Consider the following 25,289-nt stretch of genomic DNA (forward strand, 5'->3'; position numbering starts at 1 on the left):
CCCCAGCTTACACGACGCCCTCGATCACGCGCCGCACCTGCAGCGCGCGCTCCTCGACGCTGCCGCTGACCAGGGTATAGGGGATGCCGCGCGCCTCCAGGTCTTTCAGCACCAGCTGGTGGATGCGGGCGCGCCAGGCTTCGTTCTCGCGCGCCGATTGTTCTTCGTAGGGGATGTCGTCCGCGCAGACGAAGGTATGGGCGTAGCGCTCGCGGCACTCTTCGGCGCAGCGCAGCAGCTCGGCTGGTACCGGCTCGGTGACCTGGCCGAATTCCAGGCCCAGCAGCAGTGTGGTCAGCGCATTCGTATCGACGAACAGGTAGCGCCGGGCATAGGGCATCTGCTCGTCCTCGGCCTCGCGGTGGCGCAGGGCGATGTCGACGTAGTCCTCGGCGTTCAGCTGGCCCTGCTTGTCTTCCCAGATGTAGCGGCCGATCTCGGGGACGGCGACGCTGCCGTACTGGCGCGCGAGATATTCGCACAAGGTCGACTTGCCCGTCGATTCCGCGCCGACGAAGACAACCCGCTTGACCTGCCCTGCTGTGCTGCTGCCCTGCTCTTCCATATGCATCCCGTGATCGAAAAACCTGCCATCCAGAAAGATGAGAGCGCCATCCTAGCCGACGGCGGCGCCGGCTACAAGACACTGCCGGCGCCGGAGCACCGGACCGTCAAAACAAATCCAGCTGCGGACTTGCCTTGGTCTTCCTGCTGGCCGGCTTGCCGCCACCCTCGACCGCCGGCGCGCCGCCGAACAGGTCCAGCTGGGTCACGTCCTCGTCCCGGCGCTGGCAGGCGGCGGCCGAGGGAACGACCAGCGGCCGGCGGAACTGCGCGCCGTCCATCTTGCTGAAGCGGCCATTGAAGCCGTCCATACCCAGCCGCTTCACCGCCTTCGTGAAGCGCTGGCGGATAAGGTCGGCCCACACGCCTTCGCCGCTCATGCGCTTGCCGAAGTCGCTGTCGTATTCCTTACCGGCATGCATATCTTTCATGCGGTTCAGCACGCGTTGCGCACGGTCTGGAAAATGAGCGTACAACCATTGATGGAACAAGGGGTTGACCTCCCACGGCATGCGCAACACCGTGTAATGGGCGCCGACGGCGCCGGCGTCCCTGGCAGCCTCGAGAATGCGCTCGATTTCCGGTTCCGTGATGAGGGGAATGATGGGCGCCACGCTGACGCTGACCGGGATACCGGCCTCGGTCAGGGTGCGGATCGCGCGCAGGCGGCGCGCGGGCGCGGCCGCGCGTGGCTCCAGCGTACGGGCGATCTCCCCGTCCAGGGTCGTGAGCGTGATGGCCGCTGCCGCCAGGCCCTTCTCCGCCATCGGCGCGATCAGGTCGATGTCGCGCTCGATCAGCGCCGACTTGGTGATCAGGCCATACGGATGATTGCACTCACCCAGCACCTGCAGCACTTCGCGCGTGATGCCGCGCTCGCGCTCGCAGGGTTGATAGGCGTCCGTGTTCACACCGATCGCGATGCTCTCGGGCACGTAGCCGGGCTTGGCCAGTTCGCGGCGCAGCAGGTCGGCCGCATTTACCTTGGCGAACAGGCGGCTTTCGAAGTCCAGCCCCGGTGACAGGCCGAGGTAGCTGTGCGACGGACGGGCGAAGCAATAGATGCAGCCGCGCATTATGTCGCCTCGCTTTGTTCGCAGCTACTCTACTTCCTCTTTATATACATGAACTTAAGTCAATATTATATCCGACCTACTGTTCATGAACAATTGCGTTCGACATAGAGCCTGCCAGCAGCAAGACACTTGCCGTCACCCTCGCTCCCCGGCGCTCCACCGAACAGGTCTGGCTGGGTCATATCGTCATTTCTGTGCTGGCACGCGGCTGCCGGTGCACGACCAGTGGCCGGCGGAACTGTAAGCGTTCGGCTTGCCAAAGCGACCGGTATAGCCATCCATACGTCTTCTTCTCTCACATGTGACCCCGCTGAAAAGTAGACAAGAAAATTTCCAAAAAACAACTTAAAAGGTTGCAAGATATGCCATAATTTCATTACAACAATCAGTGAAAGAGGCCCACCAATGCACATTTCAAGACTGCAACTGGTGAACTACCGAAATTTTGCATGCGCAAATTTTCACTTCAACAAGAACTTAAATACAATCATCGGCGAAAATGGTTCGGGTAAAACCAATGTGTTTCGCGCAATTCGACTGCTACTTGACGAGAATATGGCTCGCTCTGCTCTGAGATTGGAAGAGCGCGACTTCAACCGCGGACTTGTCGACTGGCGTGGCCATTGGATCATTATCAGCCTGCAGTTCGACGAAGTGTCTGATGATGAGGCGATTCAGGCATTATTCGTGCACCAAACTGGCGTGCTAGGGGAGGACCCGGTGGAGCGAGCGACCTTGAACCTGATCTTCCGGCCAAAAGCATCAGTAAGACAAGCATTCGCTGAGTTGGCGGCCGGCGACCAAGATGCGCTTCTCCAATTGCGGGAATCAATCACGGTCCTCGACTATGAGCCAATCCTCACCGGAAAAAGCATAGCCGACTTTACCGACCCGGCGGTGTATCGCGCTCTAGTTGGCAATTTTGATACGGTAGAGTTCCCACCAGTTTTAGAGGCTCCGGCAATCGGTGTTAGGTTACCCCACAGCCTCGCCATCCAGCGGGAAGTCTGCTTTACATACGTTCAGGCGCTTCGAGATGTGGTTGCCGAATTTCACAATACTAGGACGAATCCACTTTTTGCGTTACTCCGTTCCAAAACTGGGGAAATCGACCATGCCGAATTCGATCCTATCGTGACACAAGTAACGCAGCTCAACGAGTCGATCGAACTCCTGACTGAAGTCAAGGCCATGCGTTCCGACATTCATGGCACCATCAATGATGCAGCTGGTGACGCCTATGCGCCGGCGTCTCTCTCAATCCGATCAGACCTTCCGGCCGAGGCGGAAAAACTTTTTCAATCCCTGAAACTCTTCGTTGGCGAAACCGATGCAGCCCATGAAGATGCCATTCATGAACTAAGCCTCGGTGGCGCAAATCTTATCTTCTTGACTCTTAAGCTTCTTCAGTTCAAGTATCAGCGCGACAAGCAATCTTTTGCCAACTTCTTGCTCATCGAAGAACCTGAGGCACACATTCATACGCATATTCAAAAAACGCTATTTGATCGCCTCAAGTATCCAGACACACAGGTCATATTCTCCACGCACTCGACGCAAATTTCCGAGGTAAGCAACATCCGCAATGTCAATATCCTGGGAAGGACCGGTAACTATTGTGAGGTGTATCAGCCAGCACACGGGCTAACGATAAAGCAACAGGATGCCGTCCAACGCTACTTGGATGCAGTCCGATGCAGTTTGCTGTTCGCGAAGAGTGTTGTACTCGTCGAGGGCGATGCTGAAGAGATTCTCATACCGATCCTTGTCAAAGCAGTGTTTGGACTTAGTCTCGATGAGCTTGGAGTGAGTCTAATCAATATTCGCAGTACGGGCTTCGAGAATGTGGCCAATCTCTTCCATGTCAACAGAATTCGTAAGCGCTGTAGCATTATCACCGATCGTGATGCGACTTTCTTCGACGTCACGCCCAATCCCGCTGATGACCCGGAATTGGCAAAAACTAAGCGAGACGCGATTGCATCGGCCGAAGACGGGAATCGACGATTCGACCGACTTACCGGATTCGCTGCAGGTAACCCGTATGTCGAGCTTTTCTTCGCGCCACACACATTTGAAGTTGACTTTGTGGCTGCTGGGAACAGGCAGCCCATAGTCCGCGCGTTACCCGAGATATATCATCAGCAAGCTGCTATCGAACGTTGGACCGACTGGATTGAAGAGCCACATCTCGCAATTTCTGGATGGGCTGCGCTGGAATTAGCTAAAAAAACGAAGAAAGGATGGTTCGCTATTCTGCTCGGACGATACATCGATCACGAAGTTGTCATTCCTGAGTACATCGCAGACGCAATCCTGTTCGCACATGGCACGCCCAGCCGTAATGTGCTTGCCAAAATCTTGCGGTATCGCGCCAAGTGCTCCTTAGACCCTAATTTAGAGGCCGCGGAACTCACGTCCCTCACGAGCAGTATTTCTCAATACGAGGAAGGCGTGATCGATCTCGCGGGACTGCGTACAGAGGTACTTGGGAAACTGCCGAATGATGCAATCTTGCCAATCCTAGCTAAGGTCTAGCCATGTTTGTATGGAATTCGGGAGATCTCAACCCTGAGCAGGAAGCCGCAGTCTTAGCACCAGGAAATATTTTTCTGACAGCCTGCCCTGGCAGCGGGAAAACGCGAACCTTAACATATAAAATCGCTTATGAATTGAGTCGAATGACAAGTGACAAGCAACGGATCGTTGCAATCACCTATACCAACCGCGCAGCAGATGAAATTCGTGACAGGATCGAGAGCCTAGGGGTTGATACACAGCACTTATGGATCGGCACAATTCATGCGTTCTGCCTTGAATGGATACTCAGACCATATGCTATCTATCATCCACTTCTAGCGCATGGTTTTGGCGTAATCAGTCCCCACGATGGGGAAACCATTCTAGAGGAATTGCTGCGTGATCAGAACCGCGGCGTGACCATCTATGACTGCAACTATTTCTATACGTCAGAGGCTTTGCAAGTTTCGTGCGACCCACATAAGAGAATTCATGTTGCTGATGTTGTCGCAAGATACCAGGCTAGACTCGCGGAGCGTCGCCTAATCGACTTCGAACTAATCTTGAAATGTGCATGTGAGCTCATTACTACCCAGCCATCGATTGCCAAGATACTAAGTTCCATTTTCTCCCTAATCTTAGTAGATGAGTACCAAGACACTAAAGAAATTCAGTACGTCATTATTGGAACTATTTTGCGCGCCGGTTATGGTGAAGTTCGCTCCTTTGTGGTTGGCGACCCCAATCAGGCGATCTATAGCTCGCTAGGTGGCTATTCGATCACCCCTGAGGATTTCGCCAATCTCACAGGGCTGACGTTGGATTTGAGAGCCCTCGCCGGCAACTATCGCAGTTCGGCGCGCATTGTTACTTACTTTGAAAACTACAACCTGCACCGGACTCAAATCTCTGCTGTTGGCCCAGGCCGGGATTTTTCAAGTTTGGTTACCTATGATTTCCTGACGACGCAAGCGAACCTTCTTGATAAGATCACACGGCTAGTGACGCACAGCATTGAGGACGCCGGTATTCGTCAGCACGAGATTTGCATTCTAGCGCCACAATGGATGCCTTTGGCGTCACTGACACGTCGGCTAATCGCCGCCATGCCGCAATATGAATTTGACGGCCCTGGTATGGTTCCCTTTGCGCGCGACCCCGAAAATTTTTGGTACAAGCTCGCGCGCGTTGGCTTAACTCAGGCATCTCCTAGAATGTATGTCAAGCGGCTACGCTGGGCAAACGAAGTGCTTCGGGACCTTAACGTCGCCGGAGCTCCAACATCGACAATTTGTGCCAAGGCGTTGTTACGAGCGTCCAATGCGTTTCATTCGTCGCAAAACGACGGGTTGCGCTACTTGTCCGAGTATTTTGATGCGATCATCGCTTGGTTGGAGATTGACTATCGCCTACTCCAAACGCTGGCCGAACATCATCAGGCGTTCTTTGAAAGTTCAGAGGCACGCATCGACAGGATCGCGCAACAAGGAGCCGAGTCGATTCGGGACATCGAGACTTTTAGAAAGGTGTTTGCGGAGCGCAGTGGCATCACAATTTCGACAATTCACGGCGTTAAGGGGGGCGAATTCGATGTTGTAGTTGCCTACGGACTTTTGCAAGGCATGGTTCCCCATTTCAACGACCCGGAACAGCATGAAAGCGCCACAAAATTGCTTTATGTAACCTGCTCTCGTGCACGCAAACATCTACATCTTATTTCAGAACGCGAGCGGCCGCGCGGAAGGTACAACACCTATGCACCTACGGCGGCCTTGACAAACATTCAATTTGACTATGACGAAATCTAGCTCGTGTTCAAAGGCTTAGTATGCGTAGACACTACAAGAGAAAAACGACGGAACGCGAACCTGAGCAACGGTGTAGATGCTCGTCTTCTCCCGCAGTATCTATCCGCACTGCCTTCTCGGCCAAAAATCCACTGAGCACTAATGCCCAACACGTACTGGCCTAATATAGCGGTCCCGGTTCAGAACAAATCCAGCTGCGGGCTCGCCTTGGTCTTGCGGCTGGCTGGCTTGCCGCCGCCCTCGACCGCCGGCGCGCCGCCGAACAAGTCCAACTGGGTCACATCCTCATCCCGGCGCTGACATGCGGCTGCCGACGGCACCACCAGCGGGCGGCGGAACTGTGCGCCGTCCATCTTGCTGAAGCGGCCATTGAAGCCATCCAGGCCCAATCGCTTGACGGCCTTAGTGAAGCGCTGACGGATCAAATCGGCCCACACGCCCTCGCCGCTCATGCGCTTGCCGAAGTCGCTGTCGTACTCCTTGCCAGCGTGCATGTCCTTCATGCGGTTCAGCACTCGCTGGGCACGCTCTGGGAAGTGGGCATACAGCCACTGGTGGAACAGCGGATTCACTTCCCAAGGCATGCGCAAGACCGTGTAGTGCGCGCCGACGGCGCCGGCGTCCTTGGCGGCTTCGAGAATGCGTTCGATTTCCGGTTCTGTGATAAACGGGATAATCGGCGCCACACTGACGCTGACGGGGATGCCGGCCTCGGTCAGGGTGCGGATCGCGCGCAGGCGGCGCGCTGGCGCTGCCGCGCGTGGCTCGAGCGTGCGCGCGATTTCGCCATCAAGCGTAGTGATGGTGATAGCCGCTCCGGCCAGCCCCTTCTCCGCCATTGGCGCGATCAGATCAATGTCGCGCTCGATCAGCGCGGACTTGGTAATCAGGCCATACGGGTGGTTACACTCGCCCAGCACCTCAAGCACTTCGCGCGTGATGCGGCGATCGCGCTCGCATGGCTGGTAGGCGTCGGTGTTGACGCCGATGGCGATGCTTTCGGGCACGTAGCCCGGCTTGGCCAGCTCGCGGCGCAATAGATCAGCGGCGTTCACCTTGGCGAAAATGCGGCTTTCGAAGTCCAACCCGGGCGATAGGCCAAGGTAGCTATGCGAGGGCCTAGCAAAGCAATAAATACAGCCATGCTCACATCCCCTATATGGATTCAAAGAAACATTGAATGGGATGTCAGGAGAAGAGTTGCGGGAAAGAATGCTCTTAGCAAATTCCGTAGTAACCTCTGTCTTGAGCCGACGGTCTTCAGACGAATCCGTACCTTCTGTAGCCCAGCCGTCGTAAAAGCGCTCTCGTTTTTCTACCTCGTACCGTCCCTGGAGGTTGCTTGTAGCCCCTCGCCCCTTCACTAGATGAATCGGTTGCAGTCGAACTTCGCTGAAATTTGCCATGTTCATAGCGCTAGCTCCAAAGTACTGTATATCCATACAGTTATACGGTGGAGTGTAGCTAACTCGTACAGTGAACGCAACCACCTTTAGCACTACGTGTGCGAAGTCAACGACAAAACGAACATGAATTTTCGATTTGTCAAGACCATGGAGATAGATTCGGTGCTCGGTTCGACAGCTCGGGGGGGCAAAGCGCTGACGTTCGCGCTGCCGGTCTGCCTTGGCTGATTCTGGAAGTCGATGGCAAGATCGTGGGTTATATGCCTACGCCACCAAGTGGCGGACCCGGCCGGCGTACCGCTATTTGGTAGAGAGTACGATCTACCTGGACCAGGCATTCACTGGGCGAGGACTGGGTCACATGTTCTACAACGCGCTATTGGATGAACTGCGCCAACGCGAACTTCACCTGGTGATTGGCGGTATCGCGTTACCGGACGAGGATAGCATCGCGCTGCACGAAAAGCTGGGACTCTACAAGGCCTCCCACTTCTGCGAGGTCGGCATGAAGTTCGAGCGCTGGATCGACGTGGGATACTGGGAACTCAAGCTCAGCAAGTAAGAGCAAGAGGAGGCACGTTCTCCCCTACCCTACAGCTCTCCGATCGCAAGCTTCAGTTGCTGCAGCCGCTCCTGATTGACACAGTAGCAGACTCGCTGCACATCCGACGAGCCCTCGATAAGGCCGGCTTCCTTCAGGATCGTGACATGCTGGGAAATCGTCGACGGCGCCAGCGGCAATACATCCGTCAGCTTCCCGAAGTAGCACTCGCCATAATCGATCAGGTGGCGGAGCAGCTGGATACGTGCAGGATGCGCGAGTGCCTTGCACATGCGTGCCAGGTCATCAGCATCGATTTCCGTATCACGTGCGCGAGGAGTAGTTGGCGGACAGCAGGGTTTGGACATAGGGTTTGTTCGTTGTTTGGCGAACGCAGAATAGACGTCAGGAGACACTCTTGTCAAAAGCTTTGGCGTACTGCCGCGATGGTTCGGCGGCGACCGCTCGAAGGTAGAACGCAAGCGAAGCGACAGACATGGCAAGCAGCACGAACAGCAATACCAAAGGACCGCTGTCGTATCGCAGGATTGCTGCCGCGGCCAGGGGCCCAGCCGCCTTCGAAAGGAGCGACGGGCCTGCCATCGCACCGGAGATTGCGCCATAGTTCTCGCGGCCGAACAGCGCTTGAGGAACCGAGCCACGCACGATGGTCAGGATGCCGTTACTCAAACCGTAAAGCACGCAGAAAGAGGCGGCCGCCCAAGCCTGCGAACCAAACAGCACGAGGACTAGCAAGGCGGCGGGGAGCATGGAGAACGTCAACTTGCCGACCGTTTGCGGCGGTGTATTCCGCCCGAGCGTCATCTCTCCAATACGCCCAGCAACCTGCATCGGACCGATCAGCGTGGCCAGCATGACCGCCAGCGTCGCGGATGCGCCCAGGTGCCCGAGCAACGGGATCAGGTGGACCGACATGGCCGAGAAAATGAATGCATTGGCCGAGAATGCCAGTGCCAGCATCCAGAACGCTTGGTGCCGCAAAGCTTCCGCCAGGGTATGGCTCCGGGGCGCACCTTCTGGATCCCTCAACTTGCCGCGGGTGGGATCGGTGCCTAGCCAGAGATGCAGCGGCACGCAAATTACAAGCTGTATGACCCCATACCAGAGGTAGGTGTCGCGCCAGCCGAGCATCGTATGCAGTTTGGCGGTCAATGGCCAGAACACTGTGCTGGCGAAACCGCCAAACAGCGTCAAGGTCGAAATCGCTTTTCTGGACCCCGTCTCGAGCTTGCGGTTGAGCGTGGCGAAAGCGGCCTCGTACAGCGTGAGCGCCATCGCCACGCCAATCAGCGTCCAGGCGACATAGTAGGATGCGACACCGGTGCAGCGGCTGAGCCAAACCAGTCCGAGAGTACACAGGACCGAACCAGTCGCCATCACGTAGCGTCCGCCATAGCGGTCCAGCAGCATGCCCGTTGGCGTTGAGGCCAATCCCGCAACGAGCAAGGCCCAGGAAAAGGCGCCGAACACGAGTTCCGGCGCGAGCGCCAGGTCACGCTGGATGCCGGGTGCCAGGATGGTGAAGGCGTAGTAAAGCGATCCCCAGGACACGATCTGGGTGACGGCGAGGATGCCGATAGTCTTCGAGGACTGATGCACGTGAGGCTCCAGGTTCGCGCCGCCGGCTCGCACCGGCGGCAGTTCATTCGATCAGGCGCAGCAGCTGGTTTTGGCCGGCGCACTGCAGCCACAAGCGCCGGACGGAGACGGTGCTGGGACGCAGCAGCTAGCGGCCTGAGCCTCCGGGACACCGCAACAGGATACTGCCGACTCGGATGCGCCATCTTCGTACGCCAGCCGTGTCTTGCACACGCCCGTTTCCGGCAGGTCGAGTTGCACGTCGTCGGCCGCAGCCATATCGCCAACAAGCGCTGCAACCACGGAGCGAACCTGCTCGTAACCTGTCGCCATCAAGAAATTAGGGGCGCGGCCATAGCTCTTCGCACCGACGGCGTAGTAGCCGGGTTCCGGGTGGGCCAGCTCGTTGTGTCCGTGCGGACGAACGGTGCCGCAGCTGTGCTCGTTCGGATCGATCAGGGGCGCCAGCGCATCGGTGCTCTCGAGCCATGGATCATGACGCAGGCGTAGTTCGCGAGTCAGCGCGAGGTCTGGTCGGGCCCCGGCCGCGCAGATAATGCGGTCGATCCCGTCGATCACCGGCGTGGCGCCACTGACCGGCTCTCCGGTCACACGGATCCGGCCGTCGACTTCTTCCAGTTGTTCGATCCGGAAGTTCTGGCGCAACTCCAGCCCGCCGGAGTTGCGCAGGGCCTTTAAACGCATCCCGAGCTGGCCACGTGCCTGCAGGCCATCGGCTTCGCCGCCGCCGAACACCCGGCTAAGGTTGCTGCCGCGGGTTGCCCACACGATGCTGGTCTTCGGATATTCCTCGGCTAGTTGCGCGAGCGCGAGCAAGCTTCCGGCTGCGGAGTGCCCGGCCCCGACGACCAGCACGCGCCGGCCCGCGAAGCGTTCGCGCGCGCTGCCCAGCACATCGGGCATGCCGTAGTCGATTCGCGCCCCCAATGCCGTTTCGCCAAGCGCGGGGATGCCATCGGCACCCAAGGGATTCTGGTGCGACCAGGTGCCGGTAGCGTCGATGACGGCACTGGCCAGGTACTGCCGTGTCCCGTCCGCCGTTTCTGTGCGGATCAAGAAGGGTGCGGCCTCACGGCCCTTGGTCTTGACCTTGTCGAAGCCGACGCGTGTGACGGCAATGACGCGCTGCCCCAGCAGCAGCTTGGCCGCAATTGCAGGCATCGCTGCGAGCGGAGCGAGGTAAGCGTCAAGTAGTTCGCCGGCGGTCGGCAGCCCGTCGTCCGGCGGCGCAGTCCAACCGTGCTGCTGCAGGAGGCGGCGGGCCGCCTTGTCGACGTTGTATTGCCAGGGCGAGAACAAGCGCACATGGCGGTAGGTGGCGAGGTTGGCGCCCACCTCGGGACCAGCTTCGAGAATCAGCGGCGTCAGACCCCGCTCGATCAAGTGCGCAGCCGCCGCAAGGCCTACGGGGCCAGCTCCAAGCACCGCCACAGGCAGTTGTTGTTCTTCGTTGCTATTCATTCTTGTTCTCCTCATCTAGTCAGGCAAAGTTCTATTGGTCCGCAGCCAAACCTCGGCATTCCTATTTCGTCGAATTACGAATGAGCAGGCGCAACGATAGATCCGGACGCGCTCCTCAACCGCTAATTCGTTAATCGACGAATATAGAATATCTCTCATGTCATCAAACGGTCAAGATATTTCGATATATTTGGAAGTGTCGTATCAATCAACCGAACAGGTCGAGACCACCATGACTGAAAGCAGGGTTTTCAACGTACTATTTCTTTGCACCGGTAACTCCTCGCGCAGCATTATTGCCGAGGCAATTCTCAACGCGACCAGTGCGGCCCGGTTTCGTGCCTACAGCGCAGGAAGCCATCCAGGCAGCGCGGTGCATCCCTTTGCGATCGAGCAGATTGAACGGCTCGGCTTCCCCGTCGACGGCCTGCGCAGCAAGAGCTGGAATGAGTACGCAGTTGCCGATGCTCCGCACATGGACTTCGTGATCACGGTATGCGACAAGGCCGCTGGCGAGGCGTGTCCCCGCTGGCCAGGGCACCCGATCACGGCGCATTGGAGCTTCGAAGATCCAGCAGCATTCGTGGGGAGCGACCAGGAGCATCGCCAAGTCTTTGCCCGCACATGCCGCGAGATCAAGAATCGCCTCGACATCTTTTCGATGCTTCCATTTGCGACCCTGTCGCGCCTGGCGATCCAGAACGAGCTGGCTGCCATCGGTCGCTTGGAAGTGCCGCTCTTGTGAAGGCTTGCCGTGTAGGCATCAATTCCACTATACTGGAATTATCAAATATTTGGATGAGATCATGGATACGAAACCCGCACTTGCCGCGCTTGCCGCCCTCGCCCAGGAATCAAGGCTGGCAACCTTTCGCTTGCTCGTGCAGGCTGGCCCTGCAGGACTTTCCGCAACCAAGATTGCCGAGGCACTCGGCACGCCTCCCTCATCGCTGTCCTTTCATCTGAAAGAACTTACCCACGCCAACCTGGTGATTCCGCGCCAGGAAGGCCGTTTCATCATTTACGCAGCGAACTTCGACACGATGAATCAGCTGCTGGGCTTCCTGACCGAGAACTGCTGTGGCGGCAATCCTTGTTCGCCAACGAATGGCTCGGGATGCGAGTCCATCGCTTCCAGCCAGACAAGCTAATTTCTACGCTTATTTCCTCTAAACCAAAGGTCTACCGTGAACGTACTTTTTCTTTGCACCGGCAATTCGTGCCGCTCGCTCATCAGTGAAGCCGTCTTCAACCATCTGGCTCCAACTGGCTGGCACGCCATCAGCGCAGGCAGCCAACCGACCGGCAAGTTGAACGACAAGGCGCTTGCCCTCCTGGCCAGCAAAGGCATTTCCACGGAAGGCTACTACAGCAAGTCCTGGGATAATCTGCCCGTCACCCCTGACCTCGTGGTAACGGTGTGTGCCAGCGCTGCCGGCGAAACCTGCCCGGCCTACCTCGGCCCGGTGCTTCGTACGCATTGGGGTGTCGAAGACCCGAGCCACGTCGTCGGTACCGAAGAGGAAATCGACGCCGCCTTCGAAAAGGCCTACGCGATCCTCCGCGCACGTATCGAAGCCTTCCTCGCCCTGCCGCTCGAGGAGTTGAAATCCGACCGCGCGAAGTTCAAGACCGAACTCGACCGCATCGGCCAACTCGGCGCCTGAACGCCACCTTCCGTTACGTCAGCCGGGCCATTGCCCGGCTTGTCCTTGTGCCTGTCGCTCCCTGAAAGACTTCCGTGCTGATCGCTTTTCTCATCTTCCTGATAACCCTCACCTTCGTCATCTGGCAGCCTCGCGGCCTCGGTATCGGCTGGAGCGCCGCCGCGGGCGCAGCCGTGGCCCTGCTCGCGGGCGTCATCCATGTCAGCGACATCCCGACCGTCTGGCATATCGTCTGGAATGCCACCGGTGCGTTCGTGGCCGTCATCATCATCAGCCTCCTGCTCGACAAGGCAGGCTTCTTCGAGTGGGCTGCGCTGCACGTGGCGCGTTGGGGCGGCGGTAGCGGCCGGCGCCTGTTTGTGCTTCTTGTCTTGCTGGGTGCGGCCGTGGCCGCGCTGTTCGCGAACGACGGCGCCGCGCTGATCCTGACGCCCATCGTCATCGCCATGCTGGTCGCTTTGCGGTTTTCGCCGAAAGCCACGCTGGCATTCGTAATGGCGGCCGGCTTCATTGCCGACACTGCTAGCCTGCCGCTGGTCGTGTCGAACCTCGTGAATATCGTCTCGGCCGACTATTTCAATATTGGCTTTGCGCGCTACGCCGCAGTGATGGTGCCGGTGAACCTGGTGTCAGTGGCCGCGACACTTGCCGCGCTGGTCTGGTTCTTCCGCAAGGACATTCCCGCTGATTACGACCTGACGCAATTGAAACGCCCCGAGGAGGCCATCCACGACCGTGCCACCTTCGTCACCGGCTGGTGGGTGCTGGGCATGCTGCTGGTCGGTTTCTTCTGGCTTGACGAAGCCGGCATCCCGATCAGCGCCGTGGCCGCGGTTGGCGCAGTGCTGCTGCTGGCTGTCGCTGCGCGCGGGCACCGGATCTCCACCCGTGAAGTGCTGCGCGGCGCCCCATGGCAGGTCGTCGTATTCTCGCTGGGGATGTACCTAGTGGTCTACGGATTGCGTAACGCCGGCCTGACGGACTACCTGACTGCCCTGCTCAACCGCTGCGCTGAACACGGCATCTGGGGCGCAGCGCTCGGCACCGGCTTCATCACTGCCATCCTGTCGTCGATCATGAATAATATGCCGACCGTGCTCGTGGGCGCGCTGGCAATCGACGCCACGACGGCACAGGGCGTTGTGCGTGAGGCGATGGTGTATGCGAACGTGATCGGCGCCGACCTCGGCCCGAAGATCACCCCGATTGGTAGCCTCGCCACGCTGTTGTGGCTGCACGTGCTGTCGGCGAAGAATATCCAGATCTCCTGGGGCTACTACTTCCGGATCGGTATCCTGCTGACCCTGCCGATCCTCCTGGTGACCCTGAGCGCGCTCGCCCTGCGCCTGAGCTGAGAAAGGACCGAACATGGACAAGGCACTAGACGTCACGATCTATCACAACCCCGATTGCGGAACCTCGCGCAACACGCTGGCACTCATCCGCAATGCCAGCATCGAGCCGACCGTGATCGAATACTTGAAGAACGCGCCCGACCGAGCAACACTGGTGGACCTGGTTCAGCGCGCGGGCCTGCCGGTTCGCGGCGCCGTACGCGAAAAAGGCACGCCATTCATGGAGCTCGGCCTGAATGATCCCGCGACGACGGACGAGCAGCTGATCGACGCAATGCTCGCGCATCCGATTCTCATCAACAGGCCTTTCGTCGGTGTCCGCCTGTGCCGCCCGTCTGAAGTCGTGCTGGACATCCTGCCGGCGCCTCAACGTGCTGCGTTCTCGAAAGAGGACGGTGAAGCTGTCGTCGACGAACAAGGAAAGCGAATCAAATGAGCAAAATCCCTAATCTCCCCAATATCAAGCCGGAGCTCCTGGACCAGCCTGCGCTCGAGAAGCTCGCGCCGGTGGGCGACCTGAGCCACCCGCCTCGTATCCTGATGCTGTACGGCTCGCTGCGCGAACGCTCCTTCAGCCGCTTCCTCACCGAAGAAGCCGCGCGCATCCTTGAGCACTTCGGCGCCGAGGTAAAGATCTTCGATCCGATGGAACTGCCGATAGTGGGGAGTGTTCCGGAAACGCATCCGAAGGTCGTCGAGCTGCGCGAACTCTGCCTGTGGTCGGAAGGCCAGGTGTGGTGCAGCCCGGAGCGTCATGGCGCGATCACGGCGGTGATGAAGAACCAGATCGACTGGATCCCGCTGGAGATGGGCGCAATCCGGCCGAGCCAGGGACGCACGCTAGCGGTGATGCAGGTCTGCGGCGGTTCGCAATCCTTCAACGTGGTGAACACCCTGCGTCTGCTGGGGCGCTGGATGCGCATGTTCACGATCCCGAACCAGTCCTCGGTGCCGATGGCGTACAAGGAATTCGACGACGAAGGCCGGATGCGGCCGTCGGGGTACTATGATCGGGTGGTCGACGTAATGGAGGAACTATTCAAGATCACGCTGCTGATGCGAGGACGAACCGATTATCTGACCGACCGCTACAGCGAGCGGAACGAGCGTGCGCTCAAGGCGATCAACCGGCAGATCGAAAAAATTTGAACTGCTGGGGCCGGGTTGGCGCCGGCAGAGCTCTTATCTGCGGCCGAGCCTCATCCTCTAGACCAGCCGGAGACAATAATCGCCATGCCAAACAAGGCGATTGCTGCGCCGGCCCAGTCCATGGTCGATAGCTTCACCCCGTCGACCACGCGTAGCCAGACCAGTGCAGTGGCAACGTAGACGCCGCCATATGCCGCATACACGCGGCCGCTGGCTGCCGGGTGCAAAGTCAGCAGCCCCACGAAGAGCGCCAGGCTTGCCGCCGCCGGGACAAGTAGCCAGATCGGGCCGTTCTTACGGAGCCATAAATACGGCAGAAAACAGCCGACAATTTCCGCGATAGCTGTAGCAATGAACAACAGGCCGGTCTTCCAAATCATTGATGTTTTCTTCCGTTTATCTGGACTCTTCAGCCTTGCATGCCCAGTACTAAGCAAGGTCGCAGAGTCCTTTCAGCAAATGTCGAGCCTCGACAAAGACGAGTAAGCCTCGCCGCAGCACCGTGGTCGGCTTCCAATTGATTCCAGCAGAAATCAGTCATCGATCAGTGCCTGGATTATTGGGCAACTTGCACTCGGTTGCTCGCTGTCACAGCGCGATACCATCGTTGCGAGCGCCGTTTTCATTGCGAGCAGATCGCTTAATTTAGCTTCTACCATAGCGAGCTTCATTGCTGCCAGGTCGCGGGTACTGGCACAGGCCTGCGAGCCTTCCAGCTTGAGCAGGCTCGCGATTTCATCGAGCGTAAAGCCAAGGAGCTGTGCCCGTTTGATGAATCGAATCCGGCGTACATCTTCGCTCCCATAGGTGCGGTAGCCACTGTACGGCCGCGCCGGCTCATCGATCAGTCCACTTCGCTGATAGAACCGGACCGTCTCCACATTCACACCGGCGGCGCCTGCTAATCGGCTGATGGTCATTTTCTCTGTCATGCACTTGACTCCGTATATGTGTACGGAGTTTATCCTGTTTTTTGAGTAAAACCTGTTTGGAGCGAGCATGGCAATTGGAACGAAGGGATCGTTGGCTGCAGGAGTGTTGGCGGCGCTTGGCGCCTCGGCATGTTGCGCCGGTCCGCTCATCTTCCTGCTGCTCGGCATCGGCGGCGGCTGGGCATCTAACCTGATTGCGTTCGAGCCCTATAGCCCCTACCTCACCGCGCTGACAGTATTGTTTTTAGGAGCTGCATTCTACAACTTGTACCTGCGTCGGCGCGCTTGCGCGCCTGGGGACGCCTGCGCCGCCGACCGTGTCCTCAGGAACCAGCGCATCATGTTCTGGCTCGTTGCCGCCCCCGTCGTACTACTGCTGGCGTTTCCCTTGTACGCCCCACTGTTCTATTAAATGGATTTCCCGATGCGTATTTCTACATTCGTCGTATCCGTGTTACTGAGCGGATCGGCTTTCGCCGGCACTTCAGAAATGCTTACCCTTAACGTGCAAAACATGACCTGTGCCGCGTGCCCGATTACGGTCAAGAAGGCGCTTGAACAAGTTCCTGGCGTAAGTGAGGTGAAAATCGATTTCGAGCACAAGACGGCCACCGTGCACCTGGATACGGACAAAGCCAACGTCGCCATGCTGACCAAAGCGACGGCTGACGCAGGATTCCCTTCGACTGTCAGGAAGTGACGCGATGACCGAGGCAATTTTAGAGTCGACCCTGACCTGTCCGGACTGCGGGCACAGCAAACGAGAAACCATGCCGACTGATGCATGCCAGTTCTACTACGAGTGCGAAGGCTGTGCCGTCGTTCTGCGGCCAAAGGCTGGTGACTGCTGCGTCTTTTGCTCATACGGCACGGTCAAGTGCCCGCCGATTCAACTGGAGCGCCCCTGCTGTGGCTAACGTACGGCTTTTTTGAACATCGGTGTTGCTGATGACAACACTTTCCTAGAGTTCCGAAGGCGGTTGACCTTGGCCAGCACCTCCGGCAGGATGCGCTCGCTGAGGCCCCCGAAGGTGAGATAGTTAGAACAGCCCACGTTTGGGTCTTGCTTGCCTGGCCCGCAAGCCAGCAATCGGGCCAGAATCAGCTATACGCTCCTCGAAGCCCGATTCGCACCGATAAAGGCTCAAATAATCAATGAGCATGTCCAGCCACAGCCACTTCCGCACCATACGTGTGTCCCTCCCTCGCTTGCTCACATGGCGTGTCTTCGATTTGCACAGTGCTGTGGTGAATGTCGAACTTCTCCTCGAGAACATCACGAATCCTATCGAGTAGCGCAGGCCACGATGCAGGGTTTTCGCTACCCACGACATGCACAGTGAGGCTCGGCTTACCGCTCGTAATCGCCCATACATGCAGGTCATGAATCGATGCGACGCCTTGAACCGACAGAATCGCCGCCTGTACATCCGCCAGTTTGACTCCCTCAGGCACTCCCTCGAGCAGGACGTTCATGCTGGCCTTAAGCAGCGTCCAGGTGCGCGGCAGCACCCAGAGACCAATTGCGACAGCGATTGCCGAGTCAACCCAGCCCCATCCGGTATAACGAATGACGATCGCCCCGATGATGACGCCGATGGAGCCCAGCATGTCGCTCCACACCTCAAGGTAAGCCCCTTTGACGTTCAAACTATGTTCCTGGCCACCGCTGAGCATACGCATGCTGATCAGATTGATGGCCAGGCCCAGCACAGCGATGCCCAGCATCATGCCCGACTGGATCTCCGGCGGATGCCGCAGGCGCTGGTAGCCCTCGTACAAGATGTAGATCGCGACCAGAAATAGCAGGATGGCGTTAAACGCCGCGGCCAGGATCTCGAAGCGGTAGTAGCCGAAAGTGCGCAGCTTGTCAGCCGGCCGTTTGCCGATACGGATCGCCGCCAGCGATATCCCCAGAGCCGCTGTATCGGTGAACATGTGCGCCGCATCCGAGAGTAGCGCCAGGCTATTGGTCAGGAGCCCGCCGATTACCTCGGCGATGAGAAAGACCGTCGTCAGCCCCAAGGCGACCCATAGTGGCCGTTCGCTCTGCCCCACGTTGACGGCGTGCGAGTGTCCAGAACCCATCATTTGCTCCTTCCGTTGTTATCACTACCCTCGCCGTCCAATCAATCGATCGGGCTAGCGGCGTTGCTTCCTTCGAGCCAATGAAGACTTCTTGTCTGCTCGGCCCCTGCCGTGATGCTTACGTTTTCTGTTACGGCCCAGCCATGCAAGAAACACAAGAAATGCACCCACACCGCAGACCGCGACAACAATTGAAACGATGAGCAGTTGCCCATGAAAGTCTTCCGGCTGGCCCATCAATCTCCTCCACTAGGATTAGCTGCAGGATCGCCCAACTCTACCAAGCCCAAGCCGGACGCTCTGTTTCTGATCTCTCGTATATCTGCAATTGTTCAGGGCCGGTTATGCGAGCCGGCCCCGAACAAAACTCATGCCTTCGTGCGCCTATAGGCCCAGGTATAAAGCGCCGGCAGGATCAGTAGCGTCAGCGCCGTCGACGACAGGATGCCGCCAATGACCACCGTCGCCAGCGGCCGCTGGACTTCCGCACCGGTACTCGTCGCCAAAGCCATTGGCAGGAACCCGAGCGAAGCAACCAGTGCCGTCATCAAGACCGCCCTTAGCCGCACCTGAGCCCCCTCGTGCATGGCATGCTCTGGCGTATAGCCCTGCTCCCTGAGCGAGCGCACGAACGAGATCATGACCAACCCGTTCAGTACGGCCACACCGGACAGCGCGATAAAGCCGATCGCAGCGGAGATCGACAGCGGCAACCCTCGCAGCCACAAGGCGAGTACGCCGCCGCTCATGGCGAACGGGATGCCGCTGAACACGAGCAATCCATCCCTGATGCTGTTGAACATCAGGTACAGCAGCGCGAACACGATCGCCAGCGCGGCGGGAATGACGAGGGCAAGACGCTGGCTCGCCGCCTGCAGATTCTCGAACTGGCCGCCCAAGTTGATCCAGATTCCCGCCGGCAGTTTTACCTTCCCCAGACTGGACTTGAGTTCAGTAACAAAGGAGCCCAGGTCGCGCCCTCGCACGTTGGCGGTGACGACGATCCGTCGCTTGCCATTCTCTCGGCTGATCTGGTTCGCTTCCGGGACGAAACTCAGGGTGGCTATCTCGGACAACGGGATACTGGCTGCCCGGCCTTCCTGCGGTGGCAGCGAGATCGGCAACTGCTTCAAGCTGTCGATGTCGTTCCGTACGCCTTCCGGCAAGCGCACCGTGATGGCAAAACGCCTGTCGCCCTCGAACATCATGCCGACGTCGCGGCCGCCTACAAGCGTACTGAAAGCCTCCTGGACGTCGGCGACGTTCAGCCCATAACGCGCCGCCTTGATCCGGTCGACCGACAGGGTCAGCGCCGGCAATCCTTCCGTTTGCTCGACCTTGACCTCGGCCGCCCCCTGCAGCTTGCTCACCACCTGGGCGACCTGCTGCGCGGTTGCCGTCAGGGTTTCCGTGTCGTCGCCGAACACCTTGACGGCGATATCGCTGCGAACACCCGAGATAAGCTCGTTGAAGCGAAGCTGGATCGGCTGCGAGAACTCGTAGTTATTGCCGGGAACCTTGTTGGCCGCTTCGGTAATCGCCTCTACCAGCTCGGCATGCGACTTGCGCGGCGCCGGCCACTGGTTCTCAGGGCGCAGGATGATGTAGCTGTCGGCGGCATTGGGCGGCATTGGGTCCGTCGCCACCTCGGACGTGCCCACGCGCGCGAACATCCGCTCGATCTCGGGGAATTGCTTGAGCAGCGTGCTTTCGAGGTGCTGCTGCATCGTCACCGACTGCTGCAGGCTGGTCCCGGGGATGCGCATAGTGAGCACCGCCAGGTCCCCTTCGTTCAGGTTCGGCGCGAACTCTGTTCCCAGCCGGGTCGCGAGCAGGCCGGATAGAAGCACGCTCAGCGCCGCAAACGTGAGGGCAACGTGCCGGTTACGAAGCACCCATTCCAGCATCGGCCGATACAGGTCACGCGCCTTATGCATGATCTTGTTTTCATGCTCGGCGGCTTGCTTGCTGACGAACAGTGCGACTGCCGCCGGAACGAAGGTCACCGACAGGATCATCGCCGCGACCAGTGCCATCACCACCGTGATCGCCATCGGGTGGAACATCTTCCCTTCGACACCTGACAAGGCGAAGATCGGCAGATACACCGTCATGATGATCAGCTGGCCAAACAGCAGGGGGCGCCGGGCTTCGGCCGCGGCGGCGGCTACCTCGGCAAAGCGTTCTTCCCGGGTCAGCTCTCTTCCAACGGCGGTGTGAGCGAGGCTGAGCCGGCGAATACAGTTCTCGACGATGACGACGGCGCCATCGATGATGATGCCGAAATCGAGTGCACCAAGGCTCATTAGGTTCGCACTGACCCCGGCCTTGACCATGCCCGTGAACACCATCAGCATGGTCAGCGGAATTACCAGTGCCGTGATCAGGGCGGCGCGCAGGTTACCGAGGAACAGGAACAGGATCGCGATGACGAGCAAGGCGCCTTCGACCAGGTTCTTGCGGACCGTGGCGATCGCCTTGTTCACCAGCACCGAGCGGTCGTACACCGGCAGCGCCTGTATGCCGGCGGGAAGCGAACGATTCACCTCTTCCAGCTTGCGGCGCGCGTTCTCCGCCACCGCCCGGCTGTTTTCGCCGATGAGCATGAAGACCGCGCCCAGCACGACTTCGCGCCCGTTCTCGGTTGCGGCGCCGGTGCGTAACTCGCGGCCGGGTTCCACATCGGCGACGTCGCGCACCCTGATCGGTGCGCCCTGCACGACGTCGAGCACGATGTTGCGGATCTCTTCGATCGATTTCACCTGGCCTGGCGTGCGCACGACGAATTGCTCGCCGCCCCGTTCGATGTAGCCGGCGCCCGCGTTGGCGTTGTTGCGGTCGATCGCATTGACCAGTGTGGCGAGCGACAAGCCATGGCTCGTCAGCCTGGCCATGTCCGGCGCAACCTGGTATTCCTTCAGGTAGCCGCCGATGGTATTGACTTCGGTGACGCCGGCAACGCTGCGCAGCTGTGGCGCCACGATCCAGTCCTGGATCTCGCGCAGGTCCGCGGGCGTGTACAGGCTGCCGTCCGGCTTGAGGGCGCCTTCCTTCGTTTCAACCGTCCAGTAGAAAATCTCGCCAAGTCCAGTAGCGGTCGGGCCCATGGATGGCTCGACGTTGGCCGGCAGCCTGGCCTTGGCCTCCTGCAGCCGCTCGCTCACGAGCTGGCGCGCAAAGTAGATGTCGGTGCCTTCCTTGAACACGACGGTGACCTGAGACAGTCCGTACTTGGACAGCGATCGGGTCTGCTCAAGCCGTGGCAAGCCGTTCATCACGGTCTCGATCGGGAAGGTGATGCGCTGCTCGACCTCCAGCGGCGAATACCCCGCCGCGCTAGTGTTGATCTGCACCTGGACGTTGGTAATGTCCGGCACGGCGTCGATTGGCAGGCGCTGGTAACTGTAGACGCCCAGTCCGGCCAGGCAGAACACGGCGAAGACGATGAGCCAGCGGCGAGCGATGGCAAGTTCGATGAGTTTCTGGAACATGTTTGCCCTGCTCAGTCGTCGTGCTCGGCTTCGGCCTTGCCGAGATCAGCCTTGAGAAGGAAGCTGCCACCGGCTGCGTAGCTGGTGCCAGCCGGCAGTCCCTTCACGATCTCGGTCCGCTTGCCGTCCGAGCGCCCGATGGTAACGTCCTGCGCCCGGAAACCTGTGCTGGTGCGGACGAACACGACGTTGTGCTCATGGATAGTCTGGACGGCGTCACTGGCAACCGTCACGGGAACGCTCGATTGCGGTCCCATCAGGTCGACGGTGGCAAGCATGCCGGGGCGCAGCCGCAGTCCCTGGTTGGGCAGCGACATCCTGGCCGTGGCCATGCGCGTGGTTTCGCCGAGGATGGGGCCGACGAACGACACCGTTCCATCGAGCGCGTTCGACAGCGTATTGACGCTGACCTTCGCCGGCATGCCAGTACCGATTTGCGGCAGGCTGTCCGCAGGAACAGCGGCCTCGACCCAAACATGGGACAGGTCGGCAATCGTGAGCAGTGGTTTGGTTTCGTCGACTGCCAGACCAGCCACGGCCGGTCTTTCGACCACGACACCATCCAGCGGTGCGCGGACGGTCACGATGCTCGACACCCCTTCTTCCTGCACCGCGATGCCGAGGGCGCTCAGCCGCTGCCGCGCCGCCTGTACAGCGATCTCTGCTTCCTTCAGCGCCGTCTGCGCGGCATCGAGATCCTGGCGTGCGGAGATCCGCTCTTCCCACAAGGTTTTTTCGCGTTGGTAGGTGGTCCTGGCCAGGTTCAGGCGTTGCTGGGCGCTGCCCAGCTCTGCGCGCCACTGCGCCACGGTTGGACTCTGGATCGCGACAAGCGCCTGTCCCTTCTTGACCGTAGCACCTGGCGACACCAGTACCGACTGCACGATACCTTGCGCAGGCGCCGCCAGCGCGACGGTCCGCTCCGCGTTGACCTTGATCTGCGCGGGCAGGTGCAGGCGTTCCTGGATCATGGCTGGCTTGGCAGTGTCGATGGCGATACCGTTGGCTTTGATCTGTGCCTCGGTCATCGCAATACTGCGCTCATCCTTGGCATCAGCCGGCGCCTCGTTTTCTTCGGCATGCCTGTCGTCATGGCCATGCGAATCCTTGTGTTCCTTGTGTTCCGCAGTCTCCTGCGCGGCCGGGGCTGCCGGCTGTCGCCACAGCATCAGGCCGGCAAGGACGGCAGCGATCACGCACATCAGCGCGATCGACAGTTTCTGTTTCTTGGTCATTTCGTATCTCGGTTATCTTGTTCCGCGGTGCCGGCGATTCGTTCGATGTCGGCATAGGCGCGATAGGCCTCTAGCATGCTGTTCCACTGGCGTGATTGCGCCTGGAACCACGTGCGCTGCGCATCGAGCACCTCCAGGAAGGGAAACTTGCCGTACTCGAAGCCCTTGAGCGTCAGCTCGTAGGCGGACCTGGCATTGGGGATCACGTCCTGCCGCAGCAGCATGGCCTCGTTCCTTGCCACTTCGTAGCGGGTGTAGGCGGTAGCGAGCTCCGATGAGGCGTTTACTTGAGCGGCCGCGAGTTCTTCTCGCGCCTTGTCGGTACGCCGTAGCGCCGCCCTGAGGTTGCCCTCGTTACGGTTGAAGAGCGGCAGCGGTACTGACAGGCCAACGACGGCCTGGCGCCGGCCGACCTGGTCATCGCGCTGGCTGCCCACGGACAGCGTCAGGTCAGGCACGCGCGCCGCACGCTCCACGCTGGTTTGCGCCTCCTGGGCCGCAAGCTGGCTGCGGGCACGTTGGACCGACGTGGCATCCTTGGCTTGAGAAAGCAACGTTTCGAGCGGCTTCACCTGAGGGAGCTGGTCCGCCGGCTCCCTCAGGATGACCGATTCGGCTGGCCTGCCAATCAAGGCACCCAGCTTTGTCCTGGCAACGACAAGCTGCGCCGTGGCCTGGTTCAGTTCAGTGGCCGCATCGACCGCGGCAAGGCGAGCCTTGGTCTCATCGATTGGGGAGATCTTTCCAGCCGCGACGCGCTTGCCGGCAACCTCGACGCTCTTGCGGGCCAGTTCGCTCAGGGCGCGTGCAAGCTCCTGTCTTTGTTGAGCGACCAGCACCTCGTAATAGCTTGCGATGACGTCGGACCGCACCTGCTGGCGCAGTACCATCTGCTCGCTTTTTGCCAGACCTACTGCGCCCTGGGCCAGTGCGACGCGGGCCTGGCGCTTGCCCCCAAGTTCGATTGGCTGGTTGATCTGGACGGTGGTCGTCCGCGTCCCGGCCTGCTGGCCTTCACGAAGATATTCCAGCTCCGGATTCGGCAAGCGGCCAGCCTGGTCGACCGTCGCTTCGCTCGCCGACACCTCGTGGGCGGCAGCTCGCACCGCCGGCTGATCGAGGGCTAGACGGATCGCCGTCGGTAGATCGATAGATGATGGTGTGCCTGGGGCCACGCGCATGGGCTCGGCTGCGCTGCAGCTCCATGCCAATGCGGCCGCAACGACCAGGGCACATAGTCGTTTGGGTTGGATAGTCATTCCTGCTCCTGAAAATGGTGAGATCAGGCGCGCAGGGACACGCGAGCCACCCGGCTCGCTTGTGGAAAATCTGCGCGCTAGTTAGCGGCGGCAGACCATTTGGGCCGTTCGAGCCGGGCGACTGGCGGAGCAGTCAGGAATGGAGGGTCGAACGCGATCGTCGAAGCGTGGTGACGCTCACCAGGTATGACGACGGAATCCGACGGAAGGTAAAGAACGTGTCCGAACATGCAGGCTGGGCAGTGAGGGTCTGCCAAGGCCGATCTGTCGTCGTCGGCTACGAATATGGGTTCAGCAGCGATGGCGCCGGCCTGCCCGTCGCTGTGATGGGTAACGCCCGCGGGTGTCGTCACGCAGCACTTGTCCGCCGCTGCTAGGGCGACCTGGAGCGGATAGACAAGAAGCAGGATGATGATGACCCAGCGGCGCATGTGATGGTCTTATGACGTTGAAGTGCTCAAGCCACGCAATTCGGAACGGGCGCGCCCGATGATATCGCGCGCTCCCGAAAGGCCGAGCACAGCCATGATACTGGCAACTGCGATATCGGGCCACCCAGCTTTGGTGCCGAAGACCCCGATCGCCGCCAGCAGCACAGCCAGGTTGGCGATCATGTCGTTACGCGTGCAAAGCCAGACCGAACGCATGTTGGCATCAGCATTTCGGAAGGCATACAGCAAAAACGCGACCACACCGTTTGCGGCAAGAGCCAGGATGCCGATCATGCCCATGGTTTCTGCTTCCGGCACGTGGCTGCCTAGGCCAATCCAGAGTGCCCGCGCCAGCACGAGCACGCCGAATGCGCCCATGACAATGCCTTTGACGTACGCAGCACGCGAACGCCAGATCGTGGCCATCCCGAGCACGAACAGCGAGACAGCATAGTTGCCGGCATCCGCAAGGAAGTCGGCAGAGTCCGCCAGCAGGGATACGGAACCCGACTTCAGGCTGCTTACCAGCTCGACGCCGAACATCAGAAAGTTAATGAGCAGCGCCACCCAGAGAACCTTGCGATAGCGGTTGTCGGGTGGCGGCGATTGGGAACTGCACGATCCAGAACAGCAAGACGACATAAGCACCTCCACATCTATGCCCCGTATTAGAATCCCTGTAGCTA

The 25,289-nt window shown here is 59.4% G+C and carries 24 protein-coding genes and 1 pseudogene; 12 read left to right on the forward strand and 13 right to left on the reverse strand.

Annotation, left to right across the window (positions count from 1 at the left end):
* Window positions 1-7: 7 nt before the first annotated feature.
* Both LQV39_RS22310 and LQV39_RS22315 read right to left on the reverse strand, forming a co-directional pair.
* Entirely contained in the window at window positions 8-571 is a 564-nt protein-coding gene (locus tag LQV39_RS22310; protein ID WP_230029382.1) for an AAA family ATPase, read from the reverse strand.
* Window positions 572-671: 100 nt separating this feature from the next.
* Window positions 672-1,640 (reverse strand): PA0069 family radical SAM protein, encoded by a 969-nt coding sequence (locus LQV39_RS22315; protein WP_307727865.1) that lies wholly within the window; start codon window positions 1,638-1,640, stop codon window positions 672-674.
* A 405-nt stretch (window positions 1,641-2,045) separates the two neighbouring features.
* On the opposite strand from LQV39_RS22315, the gene LQV39_RS22320 reads away from it, so the two are divergent.
* Both LQV39_RS22320 and LQV39_RS22325 read left to right on the forward strand, forming a co-directional pair.
* Window positions 2,046-4,178, forward strand: coding sequence for an ATP-dependent endonuclease (locus tag LQV39_RS22320; RefSeq protein WP_230029383.1), 2,133 nt, complete (start codon window positions 2,046-2,048; stop codon window positions 4,176-4,178).
* A 2-nt stretch (window positions 4,179-4,180) separates the two neighbouring features.
* Window positions 4,181-5,968, forward strand: coding sequence for a UvrD-helicase domain-containing protein (locus LQV39_RS22325; protein ID WP_230029384.1), 1,788 nt, complete (start codon window positions 4,181-4,183; stop codon window positions 5,966-5,968).
* Between the two features lie 260 nt (window positions 5,969-6,228).
* Here LQV39_RS22325 and LQV39_RS22330 read toward each other — a convergent pair.
* A pseudogene (locus tag LQV39_RS22330) lies at window positions 6,229-7,380 on the reverse strand (PA0069 family radical SAM protein); the annotation flags it as partial.
* A 298-nt stretch (window positions 7,381-7,678) separates the two neighbouring features.
* Here LQV39_RS22330 and LQV39_RS22335 point away from each other — a divergent pair.
* On the forward strand, window positions 7,679-7,936 hold the full coding sequence (locus tag LQV39_RS22335; RefSeq protein WP_230029461.1) for a GNAT family N-acetyltransferase: 258 nt from the start codon (window positions 7,679-7,681) through the stop codon (window positions 7,934-7,936).
* Window positions 7,937-7,965: 29 nt separating this feature from the next.
* Here the strand turns inward: LQV39_RS22335 and LQV39_RS22340 are convergent, their stop codons facing one another.
* Genes LQV39_RS22340 through LQV39_RS22350 form a run of 3 tightly spaced genes read right to left on the reverse strand, consistent with a single transcriptional unit; the run spans window position 7,966 to window position 10,996 of the window.
* A complete protein-coding gene (locus LQV39_RS22340; RefSeq protein ID WP_230029385.1) occupies window positions 7,966-8,283 on the reverse strand; it encodes a helix-turn-helix transcriptional regulator in 318 nt (105 codons plus the stop codon).
* A gap of 37 nt (window positions 8,284-8,320) precedes the next feature.
* On the reverse strand, window positions 8,321-9,535 hold the full coding sequence (locus LQV39_RS22345) for an MFS transporter (RefSeq protein ID WP_230029386.1): 1,215 nt from the start codon (window positions 9,533-9,535) through the stop codon (window positions 8,321-8,323).
* Between the two features lie 51 nt (window positions 9,536-9,586).
* Window positions 9,587-10,996 (reverse strand): FAD-dependent oxidoreductase, encoded by a 1,410-nt coding sequence (locus LQV39_RS22350; RefSeq protein WP_230029387.1) that lies wholly within the window; start codon window positions 10,994-10,996, stop codon window positions 9,587-9,589.
* Window positions 10,997-11,228: 232 nt separating this feature from the next.
* On the opposite strand from LQV39_RS22350, the gene LQV39_RS22355 reads away from it, so the two are divergent.
* From LQV39_RS22355 to arsH, 6 genes are all read left to right on the forward strand, one after another.
* Window positions 11,229-11,741 carry an arsenate reductase ArsC gene (locus tag LQV39_RS22355; protein ID WP_230029462.1) on the forward strand — a complete coding sequence of 171 codons (513 nt, stop codon included), beginning with the start codon at window positions 11,229-11,231 and terminating at the stop codon, window positions 11,739-11,741.
* Between the two features lie 61 nt (window positions 11,742-11,802).
* Window positions 11,803-12,147, forward strand: coding sequence for a helix-turn-helix transcriptional regulator (locus tag LQV39_RS22360; protein WP_230029388.1), 345 nt, complete (start codon window positions 11,803-11,805; stop codon window positions 12,145-12,147).
* A gap of 36 nt (window positions 12,148-12,183) precedes the next feature.
* A complete protein-coding gene (locus LQV39_RS22365; RefSeq protein ID WP_230029389.1) occupies window positions 12,184-12,663 on the forward strand; it encodes an arsenate reductase ArsC in 480 nt (159 codons plus the stop codon).
* Between the two features lie 74 nt (window positions 12,664-12,737).
* Window positions 12,738-14,018 (forward strand): arsenic transporter, encoded by a 1,281-nt coding sequence (locus tag LQV39_RS22370; protein ID WP_230029390.1) that lies wholly within the window; start codon window positions 12,738-12,740, stop codon window positions 14,016-14,018.
* 13 nt (window positions 14,019-14,031) lie between these two features.
* A complete protein-coding gene (gene arsC, locus LQV39_RS22375) occupies window positions 14,032-14,454 on the forward strand; it encodes an arsenate reductase (glutaredoxin) (RefSeq protein WP_230029391.1) in 423 nt (140 codons plus the stop codon).
* Window positions 14,451-15,167 (forward strand): arsenical resistance protein ArsH, encoded by a 717-nt coding sequence (arsH, locus tag LQV39_RS22380; RefSeq protein WP_230029392.1) that lies wholly within the window; start codon window positions 14,451-14,453, stop codon window positions 15,165-15,167. The genes arsC and arsH overlap by 4 nt, the downstream gene beginning before the upstream one ends.
* Window positions 15,168-15,217: 50 nt before the next feature.
* Here the strand turns inward: arsH and LQV39_RS22385 are convergent, their stop codons facing one another.
* Window positions 15,218-15,547, reverse strand: coding sequence for a YnfA family protein (locus tag LQV39_RS22385; RefSeq protein ID WP_374199460.1), 330 nt, complete (start codon window positions 15,545-15,547; stop codon window positions 15,218-15,220).
* Window positions 15,548-15,700: 153 nt separating this feature from the next.
* Window positions 15,701-16,099 carry an Hg(II)-responsive transcriptional regulator gene (merR, locus tag LQV39_RS22390; protein ID WP_230029393.1) on the reverse strand — a complete coding sequence of 133 codons (399 nt, stop codon included), beginning with the start codon at window positions 16,097-16,099 and terminating at the stop codon, window positions 15,701-15,703.
* A 67-nt stretch (window positions 16,100-16,166) separates the two neighbouring features.
* Between merR and LQV39_RS22395 the strand changes: the two genes are divergently transcribed.
* From LQV39_RS22395 to LQV39_RS22405, 3 genes are read left to right on the forward strand one after another with little or no spacing between them, the layout of a single operon-like run.
* Window positions 16,167-16,511: a mercuric transporter MerT family protein gene (locus tag LQV39_RS22395; RefSeq protein WP_230029394.1), complete on the forward strand. Its 345-nt coding sequence runs from the start codon at window positions 16,167-16,169 to the stop codon at window positions 16,509-16,511.
* Window positions 16,512-16,523: 12 nt separating this feature from the next.
* A complete protein-coding gene (merP, locus tag LQV39_RS22400) occupies window positions 16,524-16,799 on the forward strand; it encodes a mercury resistance system periplasmic binding protein MerP (RefSeq protein ID WP_230029395.1) in 276 nt (91 codons plus the stop codon).
* Window positions 16,800-16,803: 4 nt separating this feature from the next.
* A complete protein-coding gene (locus LQV39_RS22405; protein ID WP_230029396.1) occupies window positions 16,804-17,016 on the forward strand; it encodes a GDCCVxC domain-containing (seleno)protein in 213 nt (70 codons plus the stop codon).
* Between the two features lie 235 nt (window positions 17,017-17,251).
* On the opposite strand, the gene LQV39_RS22410 is transcribed toward LQV39_RS22405, so the two are convergent.
* The 5 genes from LQV39_RS22410 to LQV39_RS22430 form a co-directional block, all read right to left on the reverse strand.
* A complete protein-coding gene (locus tag LQV39_RS22410; RefSeq protein ID WP_230029397.1) occupies window positions 17,252-18,187 on the reverse strand; it encodes a cation diffusion facilitator family transporter in 936 nt (311 codons plus the stop codon).
* A 368-nt stretch (window positions 18,188-18,555) separates the two neighbouring features.
* Complete coding sequence (locus LQV39_RS22415; RefSeq protein WP_230029398.1) at window positions 18,556-21,678, reverse strand: efflux RND transporter permease subunit; 3,123 nt, start codon at window positions 21,676-21,678, stop codon at window positions 18,556-18,558.
* A gap of 11 nt (window positions 21,679-21,689) precedes the next feature.
* Window positions 21,690-22,913, reverse strand: coding sequence for an efflux RND transporter periplasmic adaptor subunit (locus tag LQV39_RS22420; RefSeq protein ID WP_230029399.1), 1,224 nt, complete (start codon window positions 22,911-22,913; stop codon window positions 21,690-21,692).
* Entirely contained in the window at window positions 22,910-24,172 is a 1,263-nt protein-coding gene (locus tag LQV39_RS22425; protein WP_230029400.1) for a TolC family protein, read from the reverse strand. Before LQV39_RS22425 ends, LQV39_RS22420 begins: the two co-directional genes overlap by 4 nt.
* A 440-nt stretch (window positions 24,173-24,612) precedes the next feature.
* Window positions 24,613-25,170, reverse strand: a complete 558-nt coding sequence (locus LQV39_RS22430; RefSeq protein WP_307727866.1) for a cation transporter — start codon at window positions 25,168-25,170, stop codon at window positions 24,613-24,615.
* Window positions 25,171-25,289: the final 119 nt, after the last annotated feature.

This window comes from Massilia sp. Bi118, assembly GCF_918697865.1.
Lineage (GTDB): Bacteria > Pseudomonadota > Gammaproteobacteria > Burkholderiales > Burkholderiaceae_D > Telluria.

Coding starts and splice junctions, on each gene's coding strand:
- LQV39_RS22310 (WP_230029382.1), bottom strand. CDS start 571: ATGCATATGGAAGAGCAGGGCAGCAGCACAGCAGGGCAGGTCAAGCGG.
- LQV39_RS22315 (WP_307727865.1), bottom strand. CDS start 1,640: ATGCGCGGCTGCATCTATTGCTTCGCCCGTCCGTCGCACAGCTACCTC.
- LQV39_RS22320 (WP_230029383.1), top strand. CDS start 2,046: ATGCACATTTCAAGACTGCAACTGGTGAACTACCGAAATTTTGCATGC.
- LQV39_RS22325 (WP_230029384.1), top strand. CDS start 4,181: ATGTTTGTATGGAATTCGGGAGATCTCAACCCTGAGCAGGAAGCCGCA.
- LQV39_RS22340 (WP_230029385.1), bottom strand. CDS start 8,283: ATGTCCAAACCCTGCTGTCCGCCAACTACTCCTCGCGCACGTGATACG.
- LQV39_RS22350 (WP_230029387.1), bottom strand. CDS start 10,996: ATGAATAGCAACGAAGAACAACAACTGCCTGTGGCGGTGCTTGGAGCT.
- LQV39_RS22355 (WP_230029462.1), top strand. CDS start 11,229: ATGACTGAAAGCAGGGTTTTCAACGTACTATTTCTTTGCACCGGTAAC.
- LQV39_RS22360 (WP_230029388.1), top strand. CDS start 11,803: ATGGATACGAAACCCGCACTTGCCGCGCTTGCCGCCCTCGCCCAGGAA.
- arsC (WP_230029391.1), top strand. CDS start 14,032: ATGGACAAGGCACTAGACGTCACGATCTATCACAACCCCGATTGCGGA.
- arsH (WP_230029392.1), top strand. CDS start 14,451: ATGAGCAAAATCCCTAATCTCCCCAATATCAAGCCGGAGCTCCTGGAC.
- LQV39_RS22385 (WP_374199460.1), bottom strand. CDS start 15,547: ATGATTTGGAAGACCGGCCTGTTGTTCATTGCTACAGCTATCGCGGAA.
- merR (WP_230029393.1), bottom strand. CDS start 16,099: ATGACAGAGAAAATGACCATCAGCCGATTAGCAGGCGCCGCCGGTGTG.
- LQV39_RS22395 (WP_230029394.1), top strand. CDS start 16,167: ATGGCAATTGGAACGAAGGGATCGTTGGCTGCAGGAGTGTTGGCGGCG.
- merP (WP_230029395.1), top strand. CDS start 16,524: ATGCGTATTTCTACATTCGTCGTATCCGTGTTACTGAGCGGATCGGCT.
- LQV39_RS22405 (WP_230029396.1), top strand. CDS start 16,804: ATGACCGAGGCAATTTTAGAGTCGACCCTGACCTGTCCGGACTGCGGG.
- LQV39_RS22410 (WP_230029397.1), bottom strand. CDS start 18,187: ATGGGTTCTGGACACTCGCACGCCGTCAACGTGGGGCAGAGCGAACGG.
- LQV39_RS22415 (WP_230029398.1), bottom strand. CDS start 21,678: ATGTTCCAGAAACTCATCGAACTTGCCATCGCTCGCCGCTGGCTCATC.
- LQV39_RS22420 (WP_230029399.1), bottom strand. CDS start 22,913: ATGACCAAGAAACAGAAACTGTCGATCGCGCTGATGTGCGTGATCGCT.
- LQV39_RS22425 (WP_230029400.1), bottom strand. CDS start 24,172: ATGACTATCCAACCCAAACGACTATGTGCCCTGGTCGTTGCGGCCGCA.